Source organism: Hamadaea sp. (assembly GCF_013362815.1).
Classification (GTDB): Bacteria; Actinomycetota; Actinomycetes; order Mycobacteriales; family Micromonosporaceae; genus Hamadaea.
The window spans coordinates 1-20189 of the sequence record NZ_JABFVK010000030.1 but is presented as its reverse complement, the minus strand read 5'-3'; the positions used below and the strand labels follow the sequence as shown (position 1 = coordinate 20189).

Annotated in this window: 17 protein-coding genes; 12 read left to right on the top strand and 5 right to left on the bottom strand. The window is 67.2% G+C overall.

Annotation, left to right across the window (positions count from 1 at the left end; translation table 11 throughout):
• Positions 1–42: 42 nt before the first annotated feature.
• From HOV77_RS16145 to HOV77_RS16120, 6 genes are all read left to right on the top strand, one after another.
• On the top strand, positions 43–1674 hold the full coding sequence (locus HOV77_RS16145) for an alpha-amylase family glycosyl hydrolase (RefSeq protein WP_290863051.1): 1632 nt from the start codon (positions 43–45) through the stop codon (positions 1672–1674).
• Between the two features lie 2 nt (positions 1675–1676).
• Positions 1677–4100, top strand: coding sequence for a glycosyl hydrolase family 28-related protein (locus HOV77_RS16140; RefSeq protein ID WP_290863049.1), 2424 nt, complete (start codon positions 1677–1679; stop codon positions 4098–4100).
• A gap of 83 nt (positions 4101–4183) precedes the next feature.
• Positions 4184–5188, top strand: coding sequence for a LacI family DNA-binding transcriptional regulator (locus HOV77_RS16135; RefSeq protein WP_290863047.1), 1005 nt, complete (start codon positions 4184–4186; stop codon positions 5186–5188).
• A gap of 271 nt (positions 5189–5459) precedes the next feature.
• Positions 5460–5798, top strand: coding sequence for a hypothetical protein (locus tag HOV77_RS16130; RefSeq protein ID WP_290863045.1), 339 nt, complete (start codon positions 5460–5462; stop codon positions 5796–5798).
• Positions 5799–5808: 10 nt separating this feature from the next.
• Positions 5809–6780, top strand: coding sequence for a hypothetical protein (locus HOV77_RS16125; RefSeq protein ID WP_290863043.1), 972 nt, complete (start codon positions 5809–5811; stop codon positions 6778–6780).
• A gap of 16 nt (positions 6781–6796) precedes the next feature.
• Positions 6797–7321 (top strand): hypothetical protein, encoded by a 525-nt coding sequence (locus tag HOV77_RS16120; protein WP_290863041.1) that lies wholly within the window; start codon positions 6797–6799, stop codon positions 7319–7321.
• A gap of 10 nt (positions 7322–7331) precedes the next feature.
• On the opposite strand, the gene HOV77_RS16115 is transcribed toward HOV77_RS16120, so the two are convergent.
• Complete coding sequence (locus HOV77_RS16115) at positions 7332–8312, bottom strand: L-threonylcarbamoyladenylate synthase (RefSeq protein WP_290863039.1); 981 nt, start codon at positions 8310–8312, stop codon at positions 7332–7334.
• A 4-nt stretch (positions 8313–8316) separates the two neighbouring features.
• Positions 8317–9210 (bottom strand): NAD(P)H-binding protein, encoded by an 894-nt coding sequence (locus tag HOV77_RS16110; RefSeq protein WP_290863037.1) that lies wholly within the window; start codon positions 9208–9210, stop codon positions 8317–8319.
• Between the two features lie 82 nt (positions 9211–9292).
• Here HOV77_RS16110 and HOV77_RS16105 point away from each other — a divergent pair, with 82 nt between their 5' ends.
• Entirely contained in the window at positions 9293–9886 is a 594-nt protein-coding gene (locus HOV77_RS16105) for a TetR/AcrR family transcriptional regulator (RefSeq protein WP_290863035.1), read from the top strand.
• Between the two features lie 90 nt (positions 9887–9976).
• On the opposite strand, the gene HOV77_RS16100 is transcribed toward HOV77_RS16105, so the two are convergent.
• Positions 9977–11359: a hypothetical protein gene (locus HOV77_RS16100; RefSeq protein ID WP_290863033.1), complete on the bottom strand. Its 1383-nt coding sequence runs from the start codon at positions 11357–11359 to the stop codon at positions 9977–9979.
• Between the two features lie 210 nt (positions 11360–11569).
• Here HOV77_RS16100 and HOV77_RS16095 point away from each other — a divergent pair, with 210 nt between their 5' ends.
• The 4 genes from HOV77_RS16095 (at position 11570) to HOV77_RS16080 (ending at position 15024) form a co-directional block, all read left to right on the top strand.
• Complete coding sequence (locus HOV77_RS16095; protein ID WP_290863031.1) at positions 11570–12127, top strand: dihydrofolate reductase family protein; 558 nt, start codon at positions 11570–11572, stop codon at positions 12125–12127.
• A 127-nt stretch (positions 12128–12254) separates the two neighbouring features.
• On the top strand, positions 12255–13073 hold the full coding sequence (locus HOV77_RS16090) for an alpha/beta hydrolase (RefSeq protein WP_290863029.1): 819 nt from the start codon (positions 12255–12257) through the stop codon (positions 13071–13073).
• Between the two features lie 113 nt (positions 13074–13186).
• The gene (locus tag HOV77_RS16085) at positions 13187–14212 is read left to right on the top strand and encodes an ATP-binding cassette domain-containing protein (RefSeq protein WP_363260355.1); all 1026 of its coding nucleotides are present in this window, start codon (positions 13187–13189) and stop codon (positions 14210–14212) included.
• Positions 14209–15024 (top strand): ABC transporter permease, encoded by an 816-nt coding sequence (locus HOV77_RS16080; RefSeq protein WP_290863027.1) that lies wholly within the window; start codon positions 14209–14211, stop codon positions 15022–15024. Before HOV77_RS16085 ends, HOV77_RS16080 begins: the two co-directional genes overlap by 4 nt.
• A 260-nt stretch (positions 15025–15284) precedes the next feature.
• On the opposite strand, the gene HOV77_RS16075 is transcribed toward HOV77_RS16080, so the two are convergent.
• Together HOV77_RS16075 and HOV77_RS16070 are read right to left on the bottom strand one after the other, a co-directional pair.
• Entirely contained in the window at positions 15285–16883 is a 1599-nt protein-coding gene (locus HOV77_RS16075) for a cellulase family glycosylhydrolase (RefSeq protein WP_290863025.1), read from the bottom strand.
• 26 nt (positions 16884–16909) lie between these two features.
• A complete protein-coding gene (locus HOV77_RS16070) occupies positions 16910–18613 on the bottom strand; it encodes a cellulose binding domain-containing protein (RefSeq protein WP_290863023.1) in 1704 nt (567 codons plus the stop codon).
• A 681-nt stretch (positions 18614–19294) separates the two neighbouring features.
• Between HOV77_RS16070 and HOV77_RS16065 the strand changes: the two genes are divergently transcribed.
• Positions 19295–20189 (top strand): sigma-70 family RNA polymerase sigma factor (locus HOV77_RS16065; protein WP_290863021.1); only part of this gene is annotated, 895 nt, incomplete at its 3' end.

The following is a 20189-nucleotide window of genomic DNA, read 5'->3' as shown; positions in this document are numbered from 1 at the left end:
GACCGTTAGTTCATGATCAACGGGACAATAGAGGAGGTATTCGTGCTTGACGACGACACCCGCGATTGGTGGCGGCACGCCGCCATCTACCAGGTCTATCCGCGGTCCTTCGCCGACGGCGACGGGGACGGAGTCGGTGACCTCGCGGGTATCCGCGCCCGGCTCGGGTACCTGCACGACCTTGGGATCGACGCCATCTGGTTCAGTCCCTGGTTCCCCTCGCCGATGGCCGACGCGGGATACGACGTCGCGGACTATCGCGACATCGACCCCGTGTTCGGCACCTTGGCCGAGGCCGAGCAGCTTATCGCCGAAGCCCGGCGGCTCGGCATCCGCACCATCATCGACATCGTCCCCAACCACTGCTCCGATCGGCACGCCTGGTTCCAGCAGGCGCTGGCCGAAGGACCCGGCTCACCCGCGCGGGAGCTGTTCTGGTTCCGGCCCGGCCGCGGCGAACACGGCGAACTGCCGCCCAACGACTGGCAGTCCATCTTCGGTGGCCGGGCCTGGACGCGCGTACGGGATGGCGAGTGGTATCTGCACCTGTTCGCGGCGGAGCAGCCCGACCTCAACTGGGACCACCCCCGCGTACGCGCGGAGTTCGAGGACATCCTGCGGTTCTGGTTCGACCGCGGGGTCGACGGCATCCGCATCGACTCCGCCGCCATGTGCGCCAAGGACCCGTACCTGGCCGACTTCGATCCAGCCGCGCCGCCGGAGCCGCACCCGTACTCCGACCGCGACGAGGTGCACGACATCTATCGCGCGTGGCGGCAGATCGCCGACAGCTACGAACCCAAGCGCGCTCTCATCGGCGAGGTCTGGCTCGGCGACACCGAACGGTTCGCCCGCTATCTGCGGTCCGACGAGATGCATACCGCCTTCAACTTCGACTTCCTGGGCTGCCCGTGGGACGCGAAGGCCCTGCGGGGGTGCGTCGACGCGACGCTCGCGTCGCACGCTCCGGTCGGCGCGCCCAGCACCTGGGTGCTGGCCAACCACGACGTCACGCGGACCGTCACTCGCTACGGCCGCGCCGACACCGGCTTCGAGCACGCCTTGCGGCAAGCGCGGCACCAGGTCCACACCGATATTCCGACTGGTACGCGCAGAGCCCGAGCGGCGGCGTTGCTGACCCTGGCATTGCCCGGCGCGGTCTATCTCTATCAGGGGGAGGAGCTCGGCCTGCCGGAGGTCGAGGACCTGCCGGACCACGCCCGCCAGGATCCCTTCTTCTTCCGTACGCAGAAGACCGATCCCGGCCGCGACGGCTGCCGGGTGCCGTTGCCGTGGTCGAAGACGGGCGCGAATCACGGGTTCTCCCCGGCCGGTGGAGCCCCGGCCTGGCTGCCGCAGCCGACGGAGTGGGCCGAGCTGACCGCCGACGACCAGGCTGGCGACCCGGACTCGATGCTCACCCTCTACCGGACGGCGTTCGCCGTACGCGGAGCCGAACCGGGTCTCGGCGACGGCCCGATGAGCTGGCTCGACATCGACGCGGCCGATGTGCTCGCGTTCGCCCGGCCCGGCGGATTCGCCTGTGTCGTGAACCTTTCCGGCGGGCCGGTCGAGCTGCCCGCGTACGAGGAGATTCTGCTCGCCAGCGCTCCACTCGACGGTGGACGACTGCCCGTCGACACCGCCGTCTGGCTGCGCATACCCAAGGAGTGATCATGCGAACGCGTACCATATTGGTGACGGCCTTGACCGTCGCGAGCCTGGCCGTCGCCGCGCCCGCCGAAGCCGGGCGACCGGCACCGACCCTCGCGACGGTGTCCGGAACCGCGCTGGCGCTCGACGGCGGGGGACGGGGCGCGGACGTCGCGTTCACCGAGTACGAGGCGGAGAACGCGCGGACGACCGGGCGGATTCTGGGGCCGAGCCGGGCCTACACGTCGATCGAGGCCGAGGCGTCCGGACGGCGCGCGGTGGCCCTGGACGCGGGGGAGTACGCCGAATTCGTGCTGGCCGCCCCGGCTGACGCGATCGACGTCCGATACTCGTTGCCCGAGGGAGCCGACTCGGCGCTGCGCATGACGATCGACGGCCGCCGTGGGCCGGACCTGCCGTTGACCGCGCGATTCTCGCACGCCTACGGATTGTTCCCGTTCACGAACGATCCGGCGGACGGCGGCCGTCACCACTATTTCGATGACACCCGGATGCTGCTGGGCCGGACCTGGCCGACTGGCACGAAGGTACGCCTCCAGGCGCAACGCGCGACCGTCGTGGACCTCGCGGACTTCGAGGTGGCCGGCGGCCCGGCCCTGCGACCGGACGGAAGCCTGGACGCGACCGAGTTCGGGGCGGACCCCACCGGCGGGTCCGAAGCCGGTGGCGCGCTGCAGAACGCGATCGACGCCGCGCGTACGCAGAACCGGACACTGTGGATTCCGGCCGGGACGTACCAGGTGAACCGGAAGCTCTACGTCGACCACGTGACCGTGCGGGGAGCCGGGCCCTGGCGCACGACGCTGACCGGTTCGGGCATCGGAGTGTTCGGCAGTGCCGGGGCTTCCGGCGTCCATCTGGCAGGGTTCGCCCTGTTCGGCCAGACGACCGTACGCGATGACTCCACGTCGGACAGTGGCCTCGGCGGAACCCTGAGCGACTCCACCGTGGAAGATCTGTGGATCGAGCACACCAAGGTCGGCATGTGGTTCGACGGCCCGTCCACCGATCTGACCGTACGCCACACCCGGATCCAGAACGTGTGGGCGGACGGAATCAACCTGCACGCCGGAGTCGCGAACACCGTCGTGGAGCACACGTTCGTCCGCAACACCGGCGACGACGGTATGGCGATGTGGTCCGACCGCGAAGCCGACCACCACAACGCCTTCCGGAACAACACCGTCGTCCTTCCCTTGCTGGCCAACGGATTGGCGATCTACGGCGGGCACGACAACACCGTCAGCGGCAACATCGTCGCCGATACGGTGACGCAGGGCGGCGGAATTCACGTCGGGAACCGGTTCGGCGCGGTCCCGGTTGCCGGGACCACCACCATCGCCGGGAATGTGCTGGTGCGTACGGGGTCGTTGGTGCCGAACAAGCCGGTGCAGATCGGCGCGATCTGGTTCTACGCCGCCGATGCGCCGATGGACGGAGCGATCGCCGTACGCGACGAGCGCCTGATCGACAGCTCCTTCGCCGGGTTGCAGTTCTTCGGTTCGGCTATCACCGGTGTCACCGCCGACCGGGTGCTGGTTCTCGGCGCGGGCAGCTTCGCCGTCCAACTGCAGTCGGCGGGCGCGGCCACGGTCAGCAACCTCGTCGCGGTCGGACTGGGCGCAGCCGGAGTCCACGACTGCGGCGACGGCTTCACCCTCACCCGCGGTACGGGCAACGTCGGCTGGTCCTCCGTGGCGTGCGGCCTCCCTGCCGCGGGGCAGTTGGCGATCGCCGAGGCGGACGGCGTCGACTTCGGCTTCCGGGCCATCGGCACGGCGGCGACCCTGCCGATCCACCTCACCAACCCCGGCCCGCGACCGATCACCATCGGCACAGTCCGCCCGCCCCGCGGCTACACCGCCGAATCCGGGTGCGGTGTGCTCGCCGTCGGGGCCAGCTGCACCATCACCGTGGGCTTCACACCCGGTGCGGCGGCCAACTACGCCGGGCAACTGACCATCGAAAGCACCTCGCCGGCGGGTCCCTACGTCGTCGGAATCAAGGGCATCGGCTTCGACCCCGACGGCAACCTCGCCTTGGGGCGTACCGCGACGGCCAGCTCCAGCTGCTGCTTCTGGCTCTCGCCGGCCAACCTCGTGGACGGGGACGCGGCGACCTACTTCGAGTCGGCCAACAACGCCTTCCCGCAAACGCTCGCCGTCGACCTCGGGCAGACCGTCACGGTCAGCCGGATCGTGCTCAAACTCCCGGGCAACTGGGGTGCGCGTACCGAGACGCTCGCCGTCGGCGTCGACGGCTCCCTGCTCGTCGCGGCCGCGGACTACCTGCTCGATCCAGCCACCGGCAACGCGGTGACCATCACCTTCCCGCCGGTCAGCGCCCGCGAGATCACACTCACGGTCACCGGCAACACCGGCTGGCCGGCGGCTCAGGTCTCCGAATTCGAGGTGTACGCGCACTGACCACCACTGCACGGGTGAGGAAGGGCAGCGTGACCGGCGACGGCACGCCGCCCGGCTCTGCGCGCGTGACCTACACTGGCGGCGTGGCGCGGCGGCTGGCAGAGGTGGCGAAGCACGTCGGCGTCAGCCAAGCCACCGTTTCCCGCGTCTTGAACGACAAACCGGGCATTTCGGTAGCCACTCGGGCCGCCGTGCTGACCGCGCTCGACGTGCTCGGCTACGAACGCCCGGCCAAACTGCGCGGCGATCGGGCCCGGCTCGTCGGGCTGATCCTGCCCGAGATGCAGAATCCGATCTTCCCGGCGTTCGCCGAGGTCGTCGCGGGAGCACTGGCCAAACGCGGGCTGAGCCCGGTGTTGTGCCCGCGTACGGTGGACGGCGTCTCCGAAGCCGACTATCTGACGCTGCTGCTCGACCAGCACGTCTCCGGCGTGATCCTCGCCAGCGGCAACTACCAGTACGCCCACGCCGACCACACCCCGTACGCGGTGATCCGGGATCGCAGCCTTCCCGCTGTGCTGCTGAACGCGGCCGTTCCCGGACTCGGCCTGCCACGGGTGTCCACTGACGACGATCACGCGCTGGAACAGGCGTACCGGCATCTCGTCGCGCTCGGGCATCAGCGGATCGGCCTCATCGCCGGACCGTCCGACCACGTTCCCTCGGTTCGCAAGATCTCGGCGTACCGCCGCTTGAACCCGGGCGCGGGCTTGATCGCGTACGCGGGCTTCAGCATGGAAGAAGGACACGCGGCGGCCCAGAGCCTGCTCGACGCGGGCGCGACCGGCATCGTCTGCGCGAGCGACGCGATCGCCCTGGGTGTGATCCGGGCCGCGCGGCGACGCGGCCTGAGCACGCCCGCGGACGTCTCCGTGATCGGCTGCGACGACTCGAGCCTGATGACCTACACCGACCCGCCGCTGACCACCATCCGGCAGCCGGTCCTGGCGATGGGTGAGGCGGCGGTGGCGCTGCTGCTCGGCCAGCTCGACGGCGCACCGCCCGGCGACGACGAGCTGCTGTTCGAGCCGGAACTGGTCGTACGCGAGACGACCGGCCCCGCCCCGCAGCGATCGCCGTCATTCTGATCGTCCGGCTGTCGGAGTGGCCGGGAAACGGCCGGGGCGAAGGGGCGAGCGCGTTCTCTACGGCGGTGGCTTGATGGCCGGATCGCTTGAGAGCAGCGGTTTTGAGGTCGTGGTAACACTGCCGAAACCTCCGGCGGACTGGCCTACCGTACCCGTTTACGCGGTCTCCACCAGCGGCGGTATAGATAAGTCGATCTCCCGTGTGACGCCTGCGCCAGGGCGCGCATGACACATTCGGCAGCGAGCGTGTCATTCCTGGGGAGGGGCCTCCATGTCGAGTTTCGCGGCGGACATCGCGCGGTTGTGGGTCGTGGCCCGGCATCAGTTGCCGGCCGCGACGAGTGAGATCAAGGCGGCGGAGTCGGCGCTGACCGGGACCGCCGGCTCGGACGGGTCGTTCGCCGCTCCTGCGGTGTTCGGCGGGGGCAACGGCCCGGTCATGCAGGCGTGGGCGGACCTTCGGGAGGGCCTGGAATCCGCGTTGAAGAAGACCGTCGACGCGCTCGAAGACACGACGACTGCCCTCGGGTACGCGGTGCGCCGGTACGAGAACACCGACGCCGACGTGAAGTCCGAGATCGAGAAGATCAAACCGCAGTACGGGCTGTGAGGGGGCCGTCATGGTGGAGAAGCTTCCGTCGAACGCGGGCAGCGTCCTGGTGGACAAGCTCGTCCACGCGTACTACCAGGATCACGGGTATCGGGGCACGAGCTACGAGGGCATGCACGCCAAGTACGCCGACATCGCGGCCGCGCTGCAGCCGTTCGTCGACATGCCGGACGCCGGATCGATGGCGCCGATCGTCGGCGGACTGGACGGCACCTTGCCGCACTTGAGCTATCACGGCGATACGCAGCTGAACGACCTGATCACAGCGCCGACGAACGCGAACATCAATCTGGTCAACTTCGGTGGTTCCAGCCAGCAGATCCTCGCCGACTGGGACGGTGACGCGGCGAAGAACTTCGTCTCGGGCTTCGTCGCCCCGTTCGGCGCGCGTACGCAGAACCAATACATCATGGCAGCGGTGCTGAAACGGGCCGCGCAGCTGCACGGGGAGATGTGGGACCACGCCCACGAGAGCGCCGTGAAGCTGTACAAGCAGGCCTGTGCGGCGGCCGACTCGATCGGTGGGATCAGCATGCCGTGCAAGGGCGACGCCTGGTCGATCACGTTCACGGTGATCGCCTCGGTCACCGCGCTGGTGCTGTTGCCGGAGCTCGCCGTGCCCGCCGGCATCGGGCTGGCGAGTGCGGGAACGAAGCTGACGGAGCTTGCGCCCAAGACTCTGCAAGGCATCGGTGCGGCAGGTGCGGCGTCGCAGGTGATCGCCGGTCTCGGGCCGGATGAGAACAAGAAGGCACGGTTTTCCAACAAGGACGCCGACACTCTGGCCGGCGAAATCCGTACGGCGCTACAGGACCTGACCAACGAGGTCAACCGCCAGCAGCAGCGGCTGGCCACGGTCCTACGGGTGTGCGCGGCGACTGTGCATTCCAACAAAGCGTACTTCGAGGCGCCCTACCCGAATCTGGCCCACGCCGGCGCGAGCACGATCTTCAACGACGACAATCTCGGGCTGCCCGACTGATTCGTAGGGGGACTCCATGAGCGACTTCGACGATCTCGTCCGCGCGCTGCACGTGCGGGTCGTGGTCCCTGGCACTGGAATCACGGCGACGCTGACCAATCACCACGAGCTCGTGGTGGAGTTTCCACTCGGCGCCTACGACGAGAGCTCCGAGCGTGCCCTCGAACGGCACATGGCGGCGATGGCCCGGCTGGTCTGTGCGGCGCGGATCGACGCGTACGACCGGATGATCGCGACCATGTCGGACGGACCGGCCTGGTCCGACGCCGGTCAGGAGGAGCGGGACATCATCGAGCGATTGGCCCAGCTGACCGTCTCCGGAGAATCATCCGACGGCCGGGTCCGGTTCGAGACGCAGGGCATGCGGTCGTGGAGCGTGACGATCGCGGACGGCACCGTGCGGGCACTCAACGAGTTCGAGTTCGCCCAGCGCGTCGGGGAGGCCGCTGGGCGGGTGATCGATGAGTGGTTCCAGCGAGGGCACGCCGTACGCGCCGAAGTGCTGGAGGAGTACGCCGGTTCCTCGCCCTCGTGGGCGTAGGCGAAGGCTGTCAGGCCCTCTCGGACCGCGGCCCGGCCGCGCGGCGCAGCCGGTTGGCGATCGCCAGCCCTAATCCCGTTTCGGTTGGCAGCGACGCGATGATGAGGTCGCACCCCCGCTGGTCGAGATCTCGCAGGTACGCGTACAGACTGCGGGCGTACGCGGTCATCGACTCCGGAAGTGCGATGACCTCGTACGCCTCGACGTCGGCATCGGTCTGGCCCGGCGGCACCAGTACGCCCACCCGATGGCCGAGCTGAGCAGCGTGTTCCGCTTCGACGGCGATCTTCTCCGGCTCGACCAGAACGACGCGCGCTTGAGGTGCGTAGTGCGACGGGTGCTGCCCCGGCACCCGGACCGGGCCGGCCGACGGCAGTTCGAGCGGGTGCCCCAGTGCGCTTTCAAGATCCTCACGGGTCACCCCACCGGGCCGCAGGACGCTCGGGATCGCACTCGTGAGGTCGACGATGGTCGACTCCACCCCGACCTGGCACGCGCCACCGTCGAGCACGAAATCGACACCCTCGCCGAGCTCTGCGCGGACGTGCTCGGCCGTGGTCGGGCTGACCGACCCGAACCGGTTGGCAGACGGTGCCGCCACGCCTCCGCCGAAAGCCGCCAGCAACTCCAGGGCCACCGGATGGTCGGGAACTCGGACGGCGACGGTCTCCAGACCACCCGTCGCTTCCAGCGACACTCGGGGTCCACGCCGCAAGACCAGCGTGAGTGGTCCCGGCCAGAACCGTTCGGCCAGCAGCCAGGCCGTCGGCGACACCTCGGCGACCCAGTCCTCCAGCTGCTCGGCGGCGCCCAGGTGCACGATCAGCGGATGCGTCGGCGGGCGGCCCTTCGCCGTGAAGATCCGCCGGACCGCTGCCGGGTTCTCCGCGTCAGCGCCGAGTCCGTAGACCGTCTCGGTCGGAAACGCCACCAGGCCACCGGCGCGCAACGCCTCGGCCGCCGCCTCGATGTCACTTGCTGCTGCACTCACCTCGTCATCTTCCCATTGGTGCAGGTTCAGCCCCGATCAGGCCGCTCGCCGGCCTGGTGGCCAGCCATTCGGTCACCGAGGTCGGCGCGACGCCGAGCTCCCGCCACGCGTCGGTCGAGTCGACTACCTGCGGCTGCGTGTCCAGCAAGGCGGCCAAGCCCAGCTGCCGCGCCGGGACCTCCGCGAACGGCCGCATCAGAACAGAACCCGCGCGAAGCACCGCCAGCGGAATCCGCCGCGTGCTGCGCACGGTCACGCCGTAAGCCTCGGCGATCGTCTGATTCAGTTCGATCAGCGTGTACGCCCGAAGCCCACCCAGGTCGACGCTCAGCGACCCGGATCCCAGCGCCAGCGCGGCGACCGCTTGGGCGATGTCGTCGGCGGCGACGAACGACACAGGATTGCGACCTCGGCCGAACAACATCGCCTCGCCCTCGGTCACCAGCGGCCGGCCCAGCAGACCGGCCCAGGTCTCCAGCAGATGCGTCGGCCGCACGATCGCGTACGCGTCGCGGCTGTCCCGGATCCGCTGTTCGACGGCGGCCTTGAGCCGGAACAACTCCGACGGGCTGTCCGATCGGGCGCTCGCCGACGAGACGTAGACGAACCGCGGGACGGCCGTGACCGCGTCGACCAGGTGCAGCATTGCCTTGCCCTCGATGTGTCGAGGTCCGTCCGCCCCAGCGCCACCGCCGCCGTGCGCGGTGCTGATCACGGTGTGCACCCCGTCGAGCGCTCGCCGCACCGAGTCCGGATCACGGAGGTCGCCGGCCGCGTACTCGACGCCTTCACGGTTCGGCCGGGCGGTACGCGTCAGGACGCGTACGGGACCGGAGGGTTTCAGCAGATCCACGATCTTTCCGCCGAGCAGGCCGGTTCCGCCGATTATCAGGATCATGTTTTCTTCCTTAGGCAGAAAATCTATCTTTGATAGCAGTAGAGCACTGGCACACTGACGGTGTCAACGGCGGAGGTATGAGGTGAACGAGACCAGCGGGAGCCGGCTGCGCCGGGATCGAGAGCGCGCCGACATGCGAGTACGCCTCCTCGCTGCGGCGCGGCAGATTGCGGTGGAGGAAGGCTGGCCGGCGGTCACCATTCGCCGGATCGCCGATCGGCTGCAGTACGCGTCGCCGATCCTCTATCAGCACTTCGCGGGCAAAGACGGGCTGCTGCTGGAGCTGGCCCGAGACGGGTTCGCCCAGGTCGCCGAGGTGCTGCGGGCCGCCGTCGACGACGCCCCCGCCGACCACGTCGCCACCCGGCTGGCCGACGCGTACTGGGAGTTCGCCTTCGCGTCACCCGAGCTGTACCAGGTCATGCACGGTCTGGCCGGAGTGCCGTTCGGGACGGCCGACACTCCGAGGGAAGCCCGGGAAGCCTTTCAGGTATGCCGATCGGCGCTAGTCACCGTCCGCCCCGGACTGTCCGATCCGGACGGTGCGGTCGACACACTGTGGGCGTATCTGCACGGCTGGGTGGCCCTGACGATGAGCGGCCGCATCGCAGGCTCCCGTGACCGCGCGCGTACGCTCATGCTGCGCGGCCTGCCCGGCCTGCTCGGCGGCCTGTGAGAGGGCCGATCCCGTTCGCCGCCGGCACAGGACCGCGGCATGGTGACGGACCGGCCGCCGGGTGTACGCGCCCCCGGCGGCCGGGTGAAGTCAGCCGCAGTATCCGCCGCAGCCGCCGTCCCTCGGGGCAGCCTGTCCAGGCTGGGGAAGCCCGGGGTGGCCCTCCGGCTGGGCCTTGGTCACCCGAGGCGGCGACACCAGCAGGTAGCTGGTTTGCAGATCGGAGTCGATAAATCCGATCAGACCCGGGTCGTGGGGGTTGGCCGGGTCGTTCTCGAAGCCGGGTGCGGCCCAGCCGTTCATCACCTTCACCGCCGCGCCGCGGGTGCGCAGAACGTTGTCCTGCATCTCGAAGGTGATGATCGTGGTGTCGGCGTCGGGGTTGTAGTACGTCTCATCGTTGGCGGTGTCGGAGTCTTCATAGCCGGAGGCGATCACGGTGCAGGTGTCGCTGTTGTCGCACTGCTCGATCGTGACGTCCGACGAGCTGTACTCGCCGTCGGCGGAGGTGATGGTGACGATCGTCGTCTTGTACGTGCCGGTGACGTCGCCGTTTTCGTCGCGGACAACCTGCACGACCGTCGTCATGCTGCTGCTTCCGCCGCCGGGCGCGTCATGGGTCTCGCGGTACACGACCGTGTCCACATCGTCGTTGGGGTTGGTGGTGGTCTCCTTCTCCCGGTGGACAGTGCCGCCCTCGCCGTCGCTCTCCGTTTGGGACTGCCCCGTCGTCGTAGGTCCGGGGCTGTCGTCAGGGTTGGTGGTGGTACGCACGAAGCCGCCCTGGCCGTCGGGGTGAGTTTCCCGGCTGGCACCGTCGTTGAACACGAAACGGCTGCCGCCGTCCTTGTACCTGTCGACGGACTTGACACCGCCGTGCTCCTGCCCGAACGAGTACTGCGGCTCGTCGAATCCGGCGGCGATCAGCCCGACGGAGACACCGCCGACCCGCAGACCCGGCTTGGAGTCCGGCCCGCCCTTCCCGGCCAGGCCGAGCGAGAAGCCACGCGTCGGGTCGAGGTCGACGCCGCCGGTCGTGATCTCACCGAAGGTGAGGCTGAAGTGGTGCAGCGTGTCGTGCCGGGAGGCCATGTCGAAGGCGCCCAGCACATCCATGCCAGCCTTGCCGCGTGCCTCGATGATCTCCTGCGGGAGGGCGAGGAACACGCCCAGCCCGTTCTCGAAGGACGGCAGCTTGCGCTCGCGGGCGATCTCTACCACCACCTTCAGCCCGGGACGGCTGGTCGGGTCATACGGGTCGGTGCCCGCCATCAACTCGTCGGCGTCGCAGACTCCGTCGTGATCGGAGTCGACGACGCGCCACGCGACGTAGCAGCCGGTGGGGTCGCACAGGCGCAGCGACGAGGTGCGGACGTCATCGGCCGCCGACGCGGGCTGCGCCACCACGGTGGACAGCAGCAGCACGGCTGCGGCAACAGTCGCGGCGGCACGCCGCGAGAAGTCGAGATTCATGCGCCGAGATTGGAACCAGGACACCGGCTCTGTCCACGGCCTGTGTGAAACCCGTCTCTGTCCGAAAATGGTCCGACGCTACAGGCCTCGTCCGCTTGTGACGGCGAAGACCGAAGTCGTCCGGCCCCGACGGCTGGCCCGGTGGACCGGCGTACCACGCGACCCGTGTGAAAGCCGGACCGTGGCCTGGCCTTTCATTAGAATCACCGCATGGGCCTCATGACGTTCAGCATCAACGTGACCCTGGATGGCTGCGTCGACCACCAGGAGGGAATCGCCGACGACGAGACACACGCCTTCTTCACCCGTCTCATGGACGAGAGTGCTGCGATGCTGTGGGGACGCGTCACCTACGAGATGATGGAGAGCTATTGGCCGTTGGTCGCTCGCGGAGACGAGCCGGCACCGCCGGCGATGCGCGAGTGGGCGGTCAAGCTGGACGCCAAGCCGAAGTATGTGGTGTCGTCGACCCGGAGCGACTTCCCGTGGGCCAACAGCCACCACCTCACCGGCGACCTGCGTACGAGCGTGCAGAAGCTCAAGGATGAAACCCCGGCCGGCGTGCTTCTGGGTAGCGGCAAGCTGGCGACCGAGTTGGACCGGCTCGACCTGATCGACGAGTACAAGTTCCTCGTCCATCCCCGGATCGCCGGCCATGGTCCCACCCTGTACGAGAGTGGGTTGCCCGGCACCCGACGGCTTGACCTGGTCTCTGTGGAGCCGCTGAGCTGTGGTGCGGTCGCCATGCACTACCGGCGCGCGGCCTGAGCCGGCGCGCCGTATCGCTGCAGGCTCGTGTGGGGTGCGGAAGAAATCTGTCGCTCACCGATGAGTTTCGCCGACGAGGGTCGTCTGAGCCCGTGTAACCAGTGAGCGACGGTTTGAGGAGCACATCATGACGTGGACAAGCGACATCGCCGGCAACGGGCAGTACGCGGACGTCAATGGGCTACACATGTACTACGAGACCCACGGCGAGGGGCAGCCGCTGATCCTGCTGCACGGTGGGCTCGGGTCGGGCGAGATGTTCGGCCCGACGACGGCGGCTCTGGCGCAGCATTACCAGGTCATCCTGCCCGATCTGCAAGGCCACGGCCGCACGGCCGACATCGACCGGCCAATCGACATGCGGCTGATGGCCGACGACATCGCCGGACTGATCGACGCGCTCGGCCTTGAGCAGCCGCACTTGGTCGGCTACTCCCTCGGCGGTGGTGTTGCCCTGCAGACAGCTGCCAAGTACCCGGCAAAGGTCGGCAAGCTCGTGGTCGCGTCGGGGTTCTTGCAGCGCACCGCGGTCTACCCGGAGATGCTGCCATTGCAGGCGCAGGTGTCGGCGGCTGCCGCCGAGTTCATGAAAGACACCCCGATGTACGAGCTGTATCAGCGGGTTGCCCCACGCCCGGAGGACTTCGGCCGGCTGCTGGACAAGATCGGCCAGTCGATGCGGCAGGACTTCGACTTCTCCGCCGACGTACGCGGCCTGCAGGTGCCGACGCTGGTGGTCGCCGCCGACGCAGACATGGCTCCGCCGAGCCACTTCGTCGAGTTCTTCGGCCTGCTCGGCGGGGGGCAGCGCGACGGCGGCTGGATGGGCGAGGGCCGGCCCGTCGGCGGGCACGCGCTGGCCATCCTCCCGGGGACCACGCATTACAACAGCGCCGAATCCCCGCTGTTCGTCAGCGCGGTGCTGGACTTCCTGCGCAAGAACTGAACCTCATCCATCGCGGTGTGCATCCCGGTGCACACCGCGATTGCTGTGGACCTGACCGGTCATCAGGGTGGGGTGAAACCATCCCGCAAGCTGTGTCGGCCAGACTGGTGCGCATGAACATGACTGACACCCTCACAGGTCAGGTGTCCGCGGCGGAAGCGAGCCTGCGGCAGGGTGACCTGGCAGTCGAGGCGACGGGGCTGGTGAAGCGTTTCGGAGACGTGGTCGCTGTCGATGGCATCGACTTACGTGTGAACATCGGCGAGGTGTTCGGCGTGCTCGGCCCCAATGGCGCGGGTAAGACCACGATGTTGCGGATGCTCGCGACGTTGCTGGCGATCGACGGTGGGCGGGCGAGCATCTTCGGCGTCGACGTGGCGGCCCGGCCTCACCAGGTCCGCCAACTGGTCGGCGTGACCGGCCAGTACGCATCCGTCGACGAGAATCTCACCGCTGTCGAGAATCTATGGCTGTTCGGGCGGCTGGTCGGCTTGAAGTCCCGGTCGGCCAAGGCCCGGGCCAGTGAACTGCTGGGCCGATTCGGTCTCGAAGACGCCGCGCATCGGCAGATCAAGACCTTCTCCGGTGGTATGCGGCGACGGCTGGATCTGGCCGCCTCGTTGATCTCGCGGCCACCGCTGATCTTCCTCGACGAGCCGACGACGGGGCTCGATCCGCGTACCAGGGGCCAGATGTGGGACACCATCCGCGAGTTGATCCGTGATGGGGCCACGGTATTGCTGACCACCCAATATCTGGATGAGGCCGACCAACTCGCCGATCGGATCGCCGTCGTCGACCGTGGCCGCAAGGTGGCCGAGGGAACACCGAACGAGCTGAAGGCGAGCGTGGGGAATTCCACGCTCTACGTGCAGCTCACCGACGTGAATCGCACGAGCGAGGCGGTGGAGCTCGCGATGCGGATCCTGGGGCAGGCTCCGGCGCTCACCCCGGAGGCGGGCGGCATCTCGGTCGCGCTGCCCGATCCGAACCGGGCGGCAGACGTGCTGATCGCCTTGCGTACGGCCGAGATCGGCATCGCGACGGCGTCGGTACGCCAGCCAACGCTCGACGAGGTCTTCCTGGCCATCACCGGTCATTACACCGATGCCGCCGCCGAATCCGAGGAGTCCCGATGACTACGCTCATCATCCCCGCCTCCGAACGTCGGCTGAGCGGCCACACGTCGCTGGCTGACACCGTCACGCATACGATGTCGATGGCCTGGCGCGCGCTGAAGAAGATGCAACGCAATCCAGAGCAGTTCTTCGACGTCATCATCCAGCCGTTGCTGTTCACGGCGATGTTCACCTATATCTTCGGCGGGGCCATCGCCGGAGACGTCAAGAGCTATCTGCCGACCATCATCACGGGCATCCTGGCCCAGACGTCGCTGACGGCATGCATGGCCACGGGTACACAGATGCGCGAGGACATGGACAAGGGCGTGTTCGACCGGTTCCGTTCCCTGCCGATGTCTCGCATCGCGCCCCTTGCCGGGCCGATGGCGGCCGATGTCCTGCGCTACGGGATCGCGGCGACGCTGACCATCCTCACCGGGTTGCTCATGGGTTACCGCCCGGGCGGCGGCCTCGCCGGGGTGATGGCGGGCTGGTTGCTGGTCGTCTTCGCCGGCTGGTCCTTGTCGTGGATCTTCGCGTGGCTGGGAACATTGCTGCGTACGGCGCAGGCCGTGCAGGGCATCGGAATGATGATCATGTTTCCGCTGACGTTCCTGTCGAACGCGTTCGTCCCCTTGCAGACGCTCCCGGGATGGCTGCAGGCGTTCGTGAGAATCAACCCGGTGACGCTCGTCATCAAGGCGACCCGTGACCTCATGAACGAGGGTTCCATGACGGCGAATGTCGGCTGGGCCGTGCTCGGCTGCTCAGTGGTCGTGGCAGTCTTCGCCCCGCTGGCGGTGGTCTCATACAACCGGAAGATCGGCTAGGTGGTCTGGGCCGGCTGCCCGTGCAGCTGAGCCGGCTCCCCAACGGAATCTTGGCCACGTCAGCCTCTCCTGCCCGATGACCTGCGAATTCAACTCCTTCTCAAGATCCTTGCAACTCTCGGCCGATACGTTTCGGGGTCGTAGCCGCAGACGTGGAACGAGTGTGCCTCGGTCGTGCTCTACGAGTAGAGCCGCCGGTCTGGCAGACGTCAGGCGGCCCAAATGAGGTTGGGCGGGCAGCAAGCTGCCCGCCCTCGCTTCTAGGATGTCGCTGTTTCCAGGTAGTCGATGTTGGGCAGGCCGCCGGCCGTCGTGGGATTGAACCGGATGGTGTTGCTGCCGGCGTTCAGCGAAACGGTGAGGGTCTTGGTGACCCAGGTGCTCCAGGTGCCGGTGCCTTCGAACGAGGGTGTCTGGATGGTCGATCCGTTGACGATCAGGGACGCGGGGCGCGCGCTGGTGGTGCCGTTGGCGAACCTGACTCGCACCGTCGCCGTGCCGGCTGCACTCACATTGACCGTGAACTGGGCGTACGCGCCGACCGTGTTGTTGCCGTTGCAGAAGCCGCTGCCGGAGTAACCGGCCCAGTTGGAGTCGATCGTGCCCGTGCATACCGCCGGCGACGTCTCCGCCTCATAGCGGGTGACCGATCCGGAGCCGCCGACCGCTCCCATGATGGCGCTGATGATCCCGGGCTGGGTCACGGTGTAGGTGCTTCGGTTGAACAGCCCGAAGCCGTACTGACCGTTTACACCGTTGTCCCAGTAAATGGTGGTGGCTCCGTACTTCTTGGCAGTGGCGACCAGCGTGCGGGCGAAGTCGGCCCGGTACCGGTTGTTCGACGAGTCGAAGGACGACTTGTCGATCGAACCGTATTCACCGACGACCACCGGGAAACCTCTGACGACGAATTTGTCGTACATCGCCTTCAGCTGCGAATCCATGTAATCCTGCTGTCCCCAGGTCGACGTCCTGGACGGATTGGTCGCGGCCGGTCCCCATTGGGTGATGGTGCCGTTCTCCTCGCCGGCGAAGTCCCATGGCGCGTAATAGTGAACGGAGATCATGATCCGCTGTTCGGCGCTGGGAATGGAGGACGACCGGTAGGTGTCGCTCGGAATCACGAACCCATAGTTCCCCGCGGTGTAATCGATGTTCGTGTTCCAGCCGGGCACGAGTAACCACCGGGAGTCGTTGTTGCCGCCGGCTCTTCTCGTCGTGTCGACGAAGATCTGGTTGTAGCTGTTGATGTTCGAGTAGCACGGTTGAGTCGGATTGCCGTACTGTCCGTCGAACTCTTCGTTCATGGATTCGAAGATCAGGCGTTGGTCGTAGCTCTGAAACCTGGCGGCGATCTGCTGCCAGGCCTTCTGATACTGGGCTCTGATCGCGGTTTGACTGGCGGAGTCGCAGATCAGCCAGGAGTAGGGGATGGTCTTGTAGCCGTCGCCGTGCATGTTGATCACCACATACATGCCGCGGTTGTACGCGTAGTTGACGACCTCCTGGATTCTGTTGAGCCAGGCGGAGTTGATGGTGTAGTCCGGGCCCGGTCCGATGTACCTCAAGTAGGAGACCGGGATCCGGATGGTCTTGAAGCCCGCCGCCTTGACCTGGTCGATGAGAGCCTGTGTCACCGTGGGGTTACCCCACGCCGTTTCGCTGGGGTATCCGTTGGAGTTCGATTCCAGCTGGTTCCCCAGATTCCAGCCCGCGCCCATGTCGGCGACGATCTGCGATGCGTTCAACTGCGTCATGGCGTCGGCCGACGCCTGACTGCTCAGGCCTGACACCGATAGGGCGGCCGTCAGCGTACCGGCCAGGAGAATGCTGCTGATTCTCCTGAGGTTGCGAGCCAAGGGTGGCTCCTTTCGTTGAGGCGCAGTCAGGAAACGGTGCAAGGGATGCCGTTGAGGGTGAACGCGGTCGGCTCGGCGGTATTGCCGGTGTGTGTGGCCTGGAAGCCGATGTCGATGCTCGTACCGGGGGGCAGCGTCGCGTTGTAGCTGACGTTGCGGGCGCTGACCTGGCCACTGGCGGGTGTGAAGGTGGCGTTCCAGCCGGAGGTGATCGCTTGACCGGCGGGCAGGGTGAAAACCAGCGTCCAGCCGTCGATCGTGGTCGGGCCGGGATTAGCGATGTTGATGTTCGTGGTGAAGCCGGAATCCCAGGCGTTCATCGTGTAGGTGACCCGGGGAGCGGTGCCGCTCGCAGACGGAGTGGGCGACACGGTCGGGGAGGGGCTGGTCGAGCCGCTGGGTGACGGGCTGGGTGACGAGGTGCCGTTCAGGCTGGTCACGAGGGTCATGACGCTTCGGGCGGGAAGCGTGACGGTGACCGTGCCGTTGGACATGCTCAGCGCGCCCTGAGCCGCGACGTTCCTGCTTCCGTCGGTCAGCCAGTTCGCGACGGTGCCGGACGCGTTGGCGTTCGCCAGGGTGAACTGCTGGCTCACCGAAGAGGTGTTCTTGTTGACGGCGACGATGACGACGGTGTCGCCGCCCCGGTACGCCGAGACGAAGACGTTCGACGCCGGGTTCGCGGTGGCGTCGATGCGCACGTAGCCGGGCCGTACGAACCTCGCGAACTGGGCCATGACAGCGCCCCGCTTGCTGATCTGGCCGTCCTCGCGCATCGGGCCGTAGCTGCGCCGGATGTACCACCAGACATAGGTCTGGAACTGGGCGTCGACCATGGCATGGTGGATGTGCTCACCCACGTCCAACGCACCGGGCCAAGAGTCACCCGAGTCCGTGCTGTTGGGGTAATAGACCTCGGTCATCCAGAGCTCTTTGCCCGCTCCCTTCTGCTGGAAGAGCGGGTAGGGGAAGTTCGAGTAAGGCGTACCGTAAAGATGCGCCCCGATGATGTCTACATTGGCCAACGCCGTGGCGTCGTTGAGAATCGGGTCGGACATGGACTTCACGTATTGGAAAGACTCGGGCGCGATGACTTTGGTGCTGATCGCGCCGGCGTTCTGCCGCAGGAAGTTGACCATCTCGGTAGCCGTCCACCAGGTCCAGGTGTAGGCGTAGTCGGGTTCGTTCTGCACGGAGATGGCGTACAGGTTCACTCCGTTGTTTCGCATGTAGGTGGTGAAGTTGTTGAGGTGCTGGGAATACGCGCCATAGGAGCTGTACTTGAGGCGCTTCGCGTCGGTCTGGCTCCCACGCGTGAAGGTCTCCGTCATGCTCGCCGGAGGGTTCCACGGCGACGCGAAGACGGTGACGCCCAGCGCGACGGCGCGCTGGGCCGTCGCGAGGTCCCGGCTCCAGTCCGACTGATTCTCGTTGACGGGTATCCGAAGCACCGAGAATCCCAGGTGGCCGTCGCCGGTGCCGAAGGCGGTGTCGCGTTGAGCGGTGGTCAAGTCACCGATCCAGGCGGCGTGGGCCATGCCGCCGAAACCACGGATGGTCTGCTTCGGCGCCGACGGATTGATGTTCGCCGTGGCCGCCGAGGCATCGGTGGTGCCCAGTGCCGTGGCGGCGAGCGTGAGAACCGGCACGGTCCCCAGCGTGGTCAGGACGGCCCGGCGGCTCAGCAGCCTGCGCTCGTCGTGGCCCGGCTTGTTCGGATCTTGGATCATGTCACGTCCTTCTGGTTGTGGATGCTCGCGGTGATGGGGCCCCAGGTTGTCGGTGCTGGTGTCGGCGCGTTCGAGGCGTGATTCATCCGCACACCGTGGTGCGGCATGCAGAAGAAGGCGCGGCTTCAGGCACCGAATACCGATGACACAGGCGCTTTCGCGGTCAGAATCGGTGGGGGAGGAGCGCTCCGTCGATCGGGGCGGCTGGGGCGTCATGCCTGACGCGAGGGCGCGGCTGCCGTGGCGGGGAGGCGGAGGGGGACCGACTTCGTCCGGTGGAGGTCTTCATGGTCGTCCGTTTCCGTGGGCGCGGAATGGGTGCCTGGTCGGGATGGCGAGGGCGAATCGGCCTGGGATCGCTTCCATCGACAATCGCGAGATTGCCAGAATGTCGACTCGGGTTCAAGGCATCCGTAACTGCAAATTTTCAGCCACGTTTCGCCGACGGATCCGGATCCGAGTTTGCCCAGGTAAAACGGCTTACGAAGGCATTGTGGCGTCTCGTCGAAAGCGACGATAACGCTTTTCGCTCGACGGATTTGGAGGTAATGGCCCGCGAAACTTGCGGCGAAGTTTGTGTTATGTCAGGCAGGCCGACAACGTCGCAGTCGGCATCCCCTTGACGGATGCGGCGGCCTGCATCACAGTCGACACCCCACGTACTCGACCTTGAAGAAAACGATGCCCGCCGAGAACTTCACCGACGCATACCTGATCAACGCTGCGCACAAGGGCGACCGGCTAGCGGCTGACCAGCTGCTGCGCAGGTATCTGCCGTTCGTCTACGCGCTCGTGCGCCGAGCGGTCGGTGACAGTCCCGACGTCGACGATGTGGTGCAGGAGACCATGGTGCGGGCGCTGGCCGACCTCGGCACTCTGCGTGCACCGGACCGCTTCCGAGCGTGGCTGGCCACGATCGCCGTACACCAGGTCAGCACTTATCTGCGCCGACGTCGGCGGATGTCCGATCGTCGCGCCGGACTGGCCGAGGCCGACGACCTTCAGCCGGGAGCGTCTGTCGAGGACACCGCGGTCTTGCAGCAGGCGCTGTCGCACGAACGCCGTCAGGTGGCCGACAGCGCTCGCTGGCTGGATCCCGCCGATCGCCTGCTGCTGTCGCTGTGGTGGCTCGAGGTGGCCGGGTACTTGTCACGCAGCGAGGTGGCAGCTGCGACCGGTGTCGGCCTGGCCCACGCCGCTGTACGCGTACAACGGATGCGCGCTCAGCTCGACACCGCTCGATCGGTGGTCGCCGCATTGCAGGCGCACCCGCGGTGCCCGGTCCTGGCGACCGTGGCCGAGGGGTGGAACGGCCAGCCGAATCCGTTGTGGCGTAAGCGCTTCGCTCGGCACCTCCGAGACTGCCGTGCCTGTTCACGATTCAGCCAGGCGCTGATACCGCCAGAACAGTTACTCGCCGGCTTTGCCCTGCTGCCAGTGCCGGCTGCGCTGAGTGCCGACCTGTTCGGCAAAGCGGCCGGTGGCGCTGCGGTGGCCGGCGCGGCGAAAGGAGGGCTCCTGGCGCACTTGGCTCATCTGGTGGCGGCACACCCCGTGGCCGCCATCGTGGCCGGCG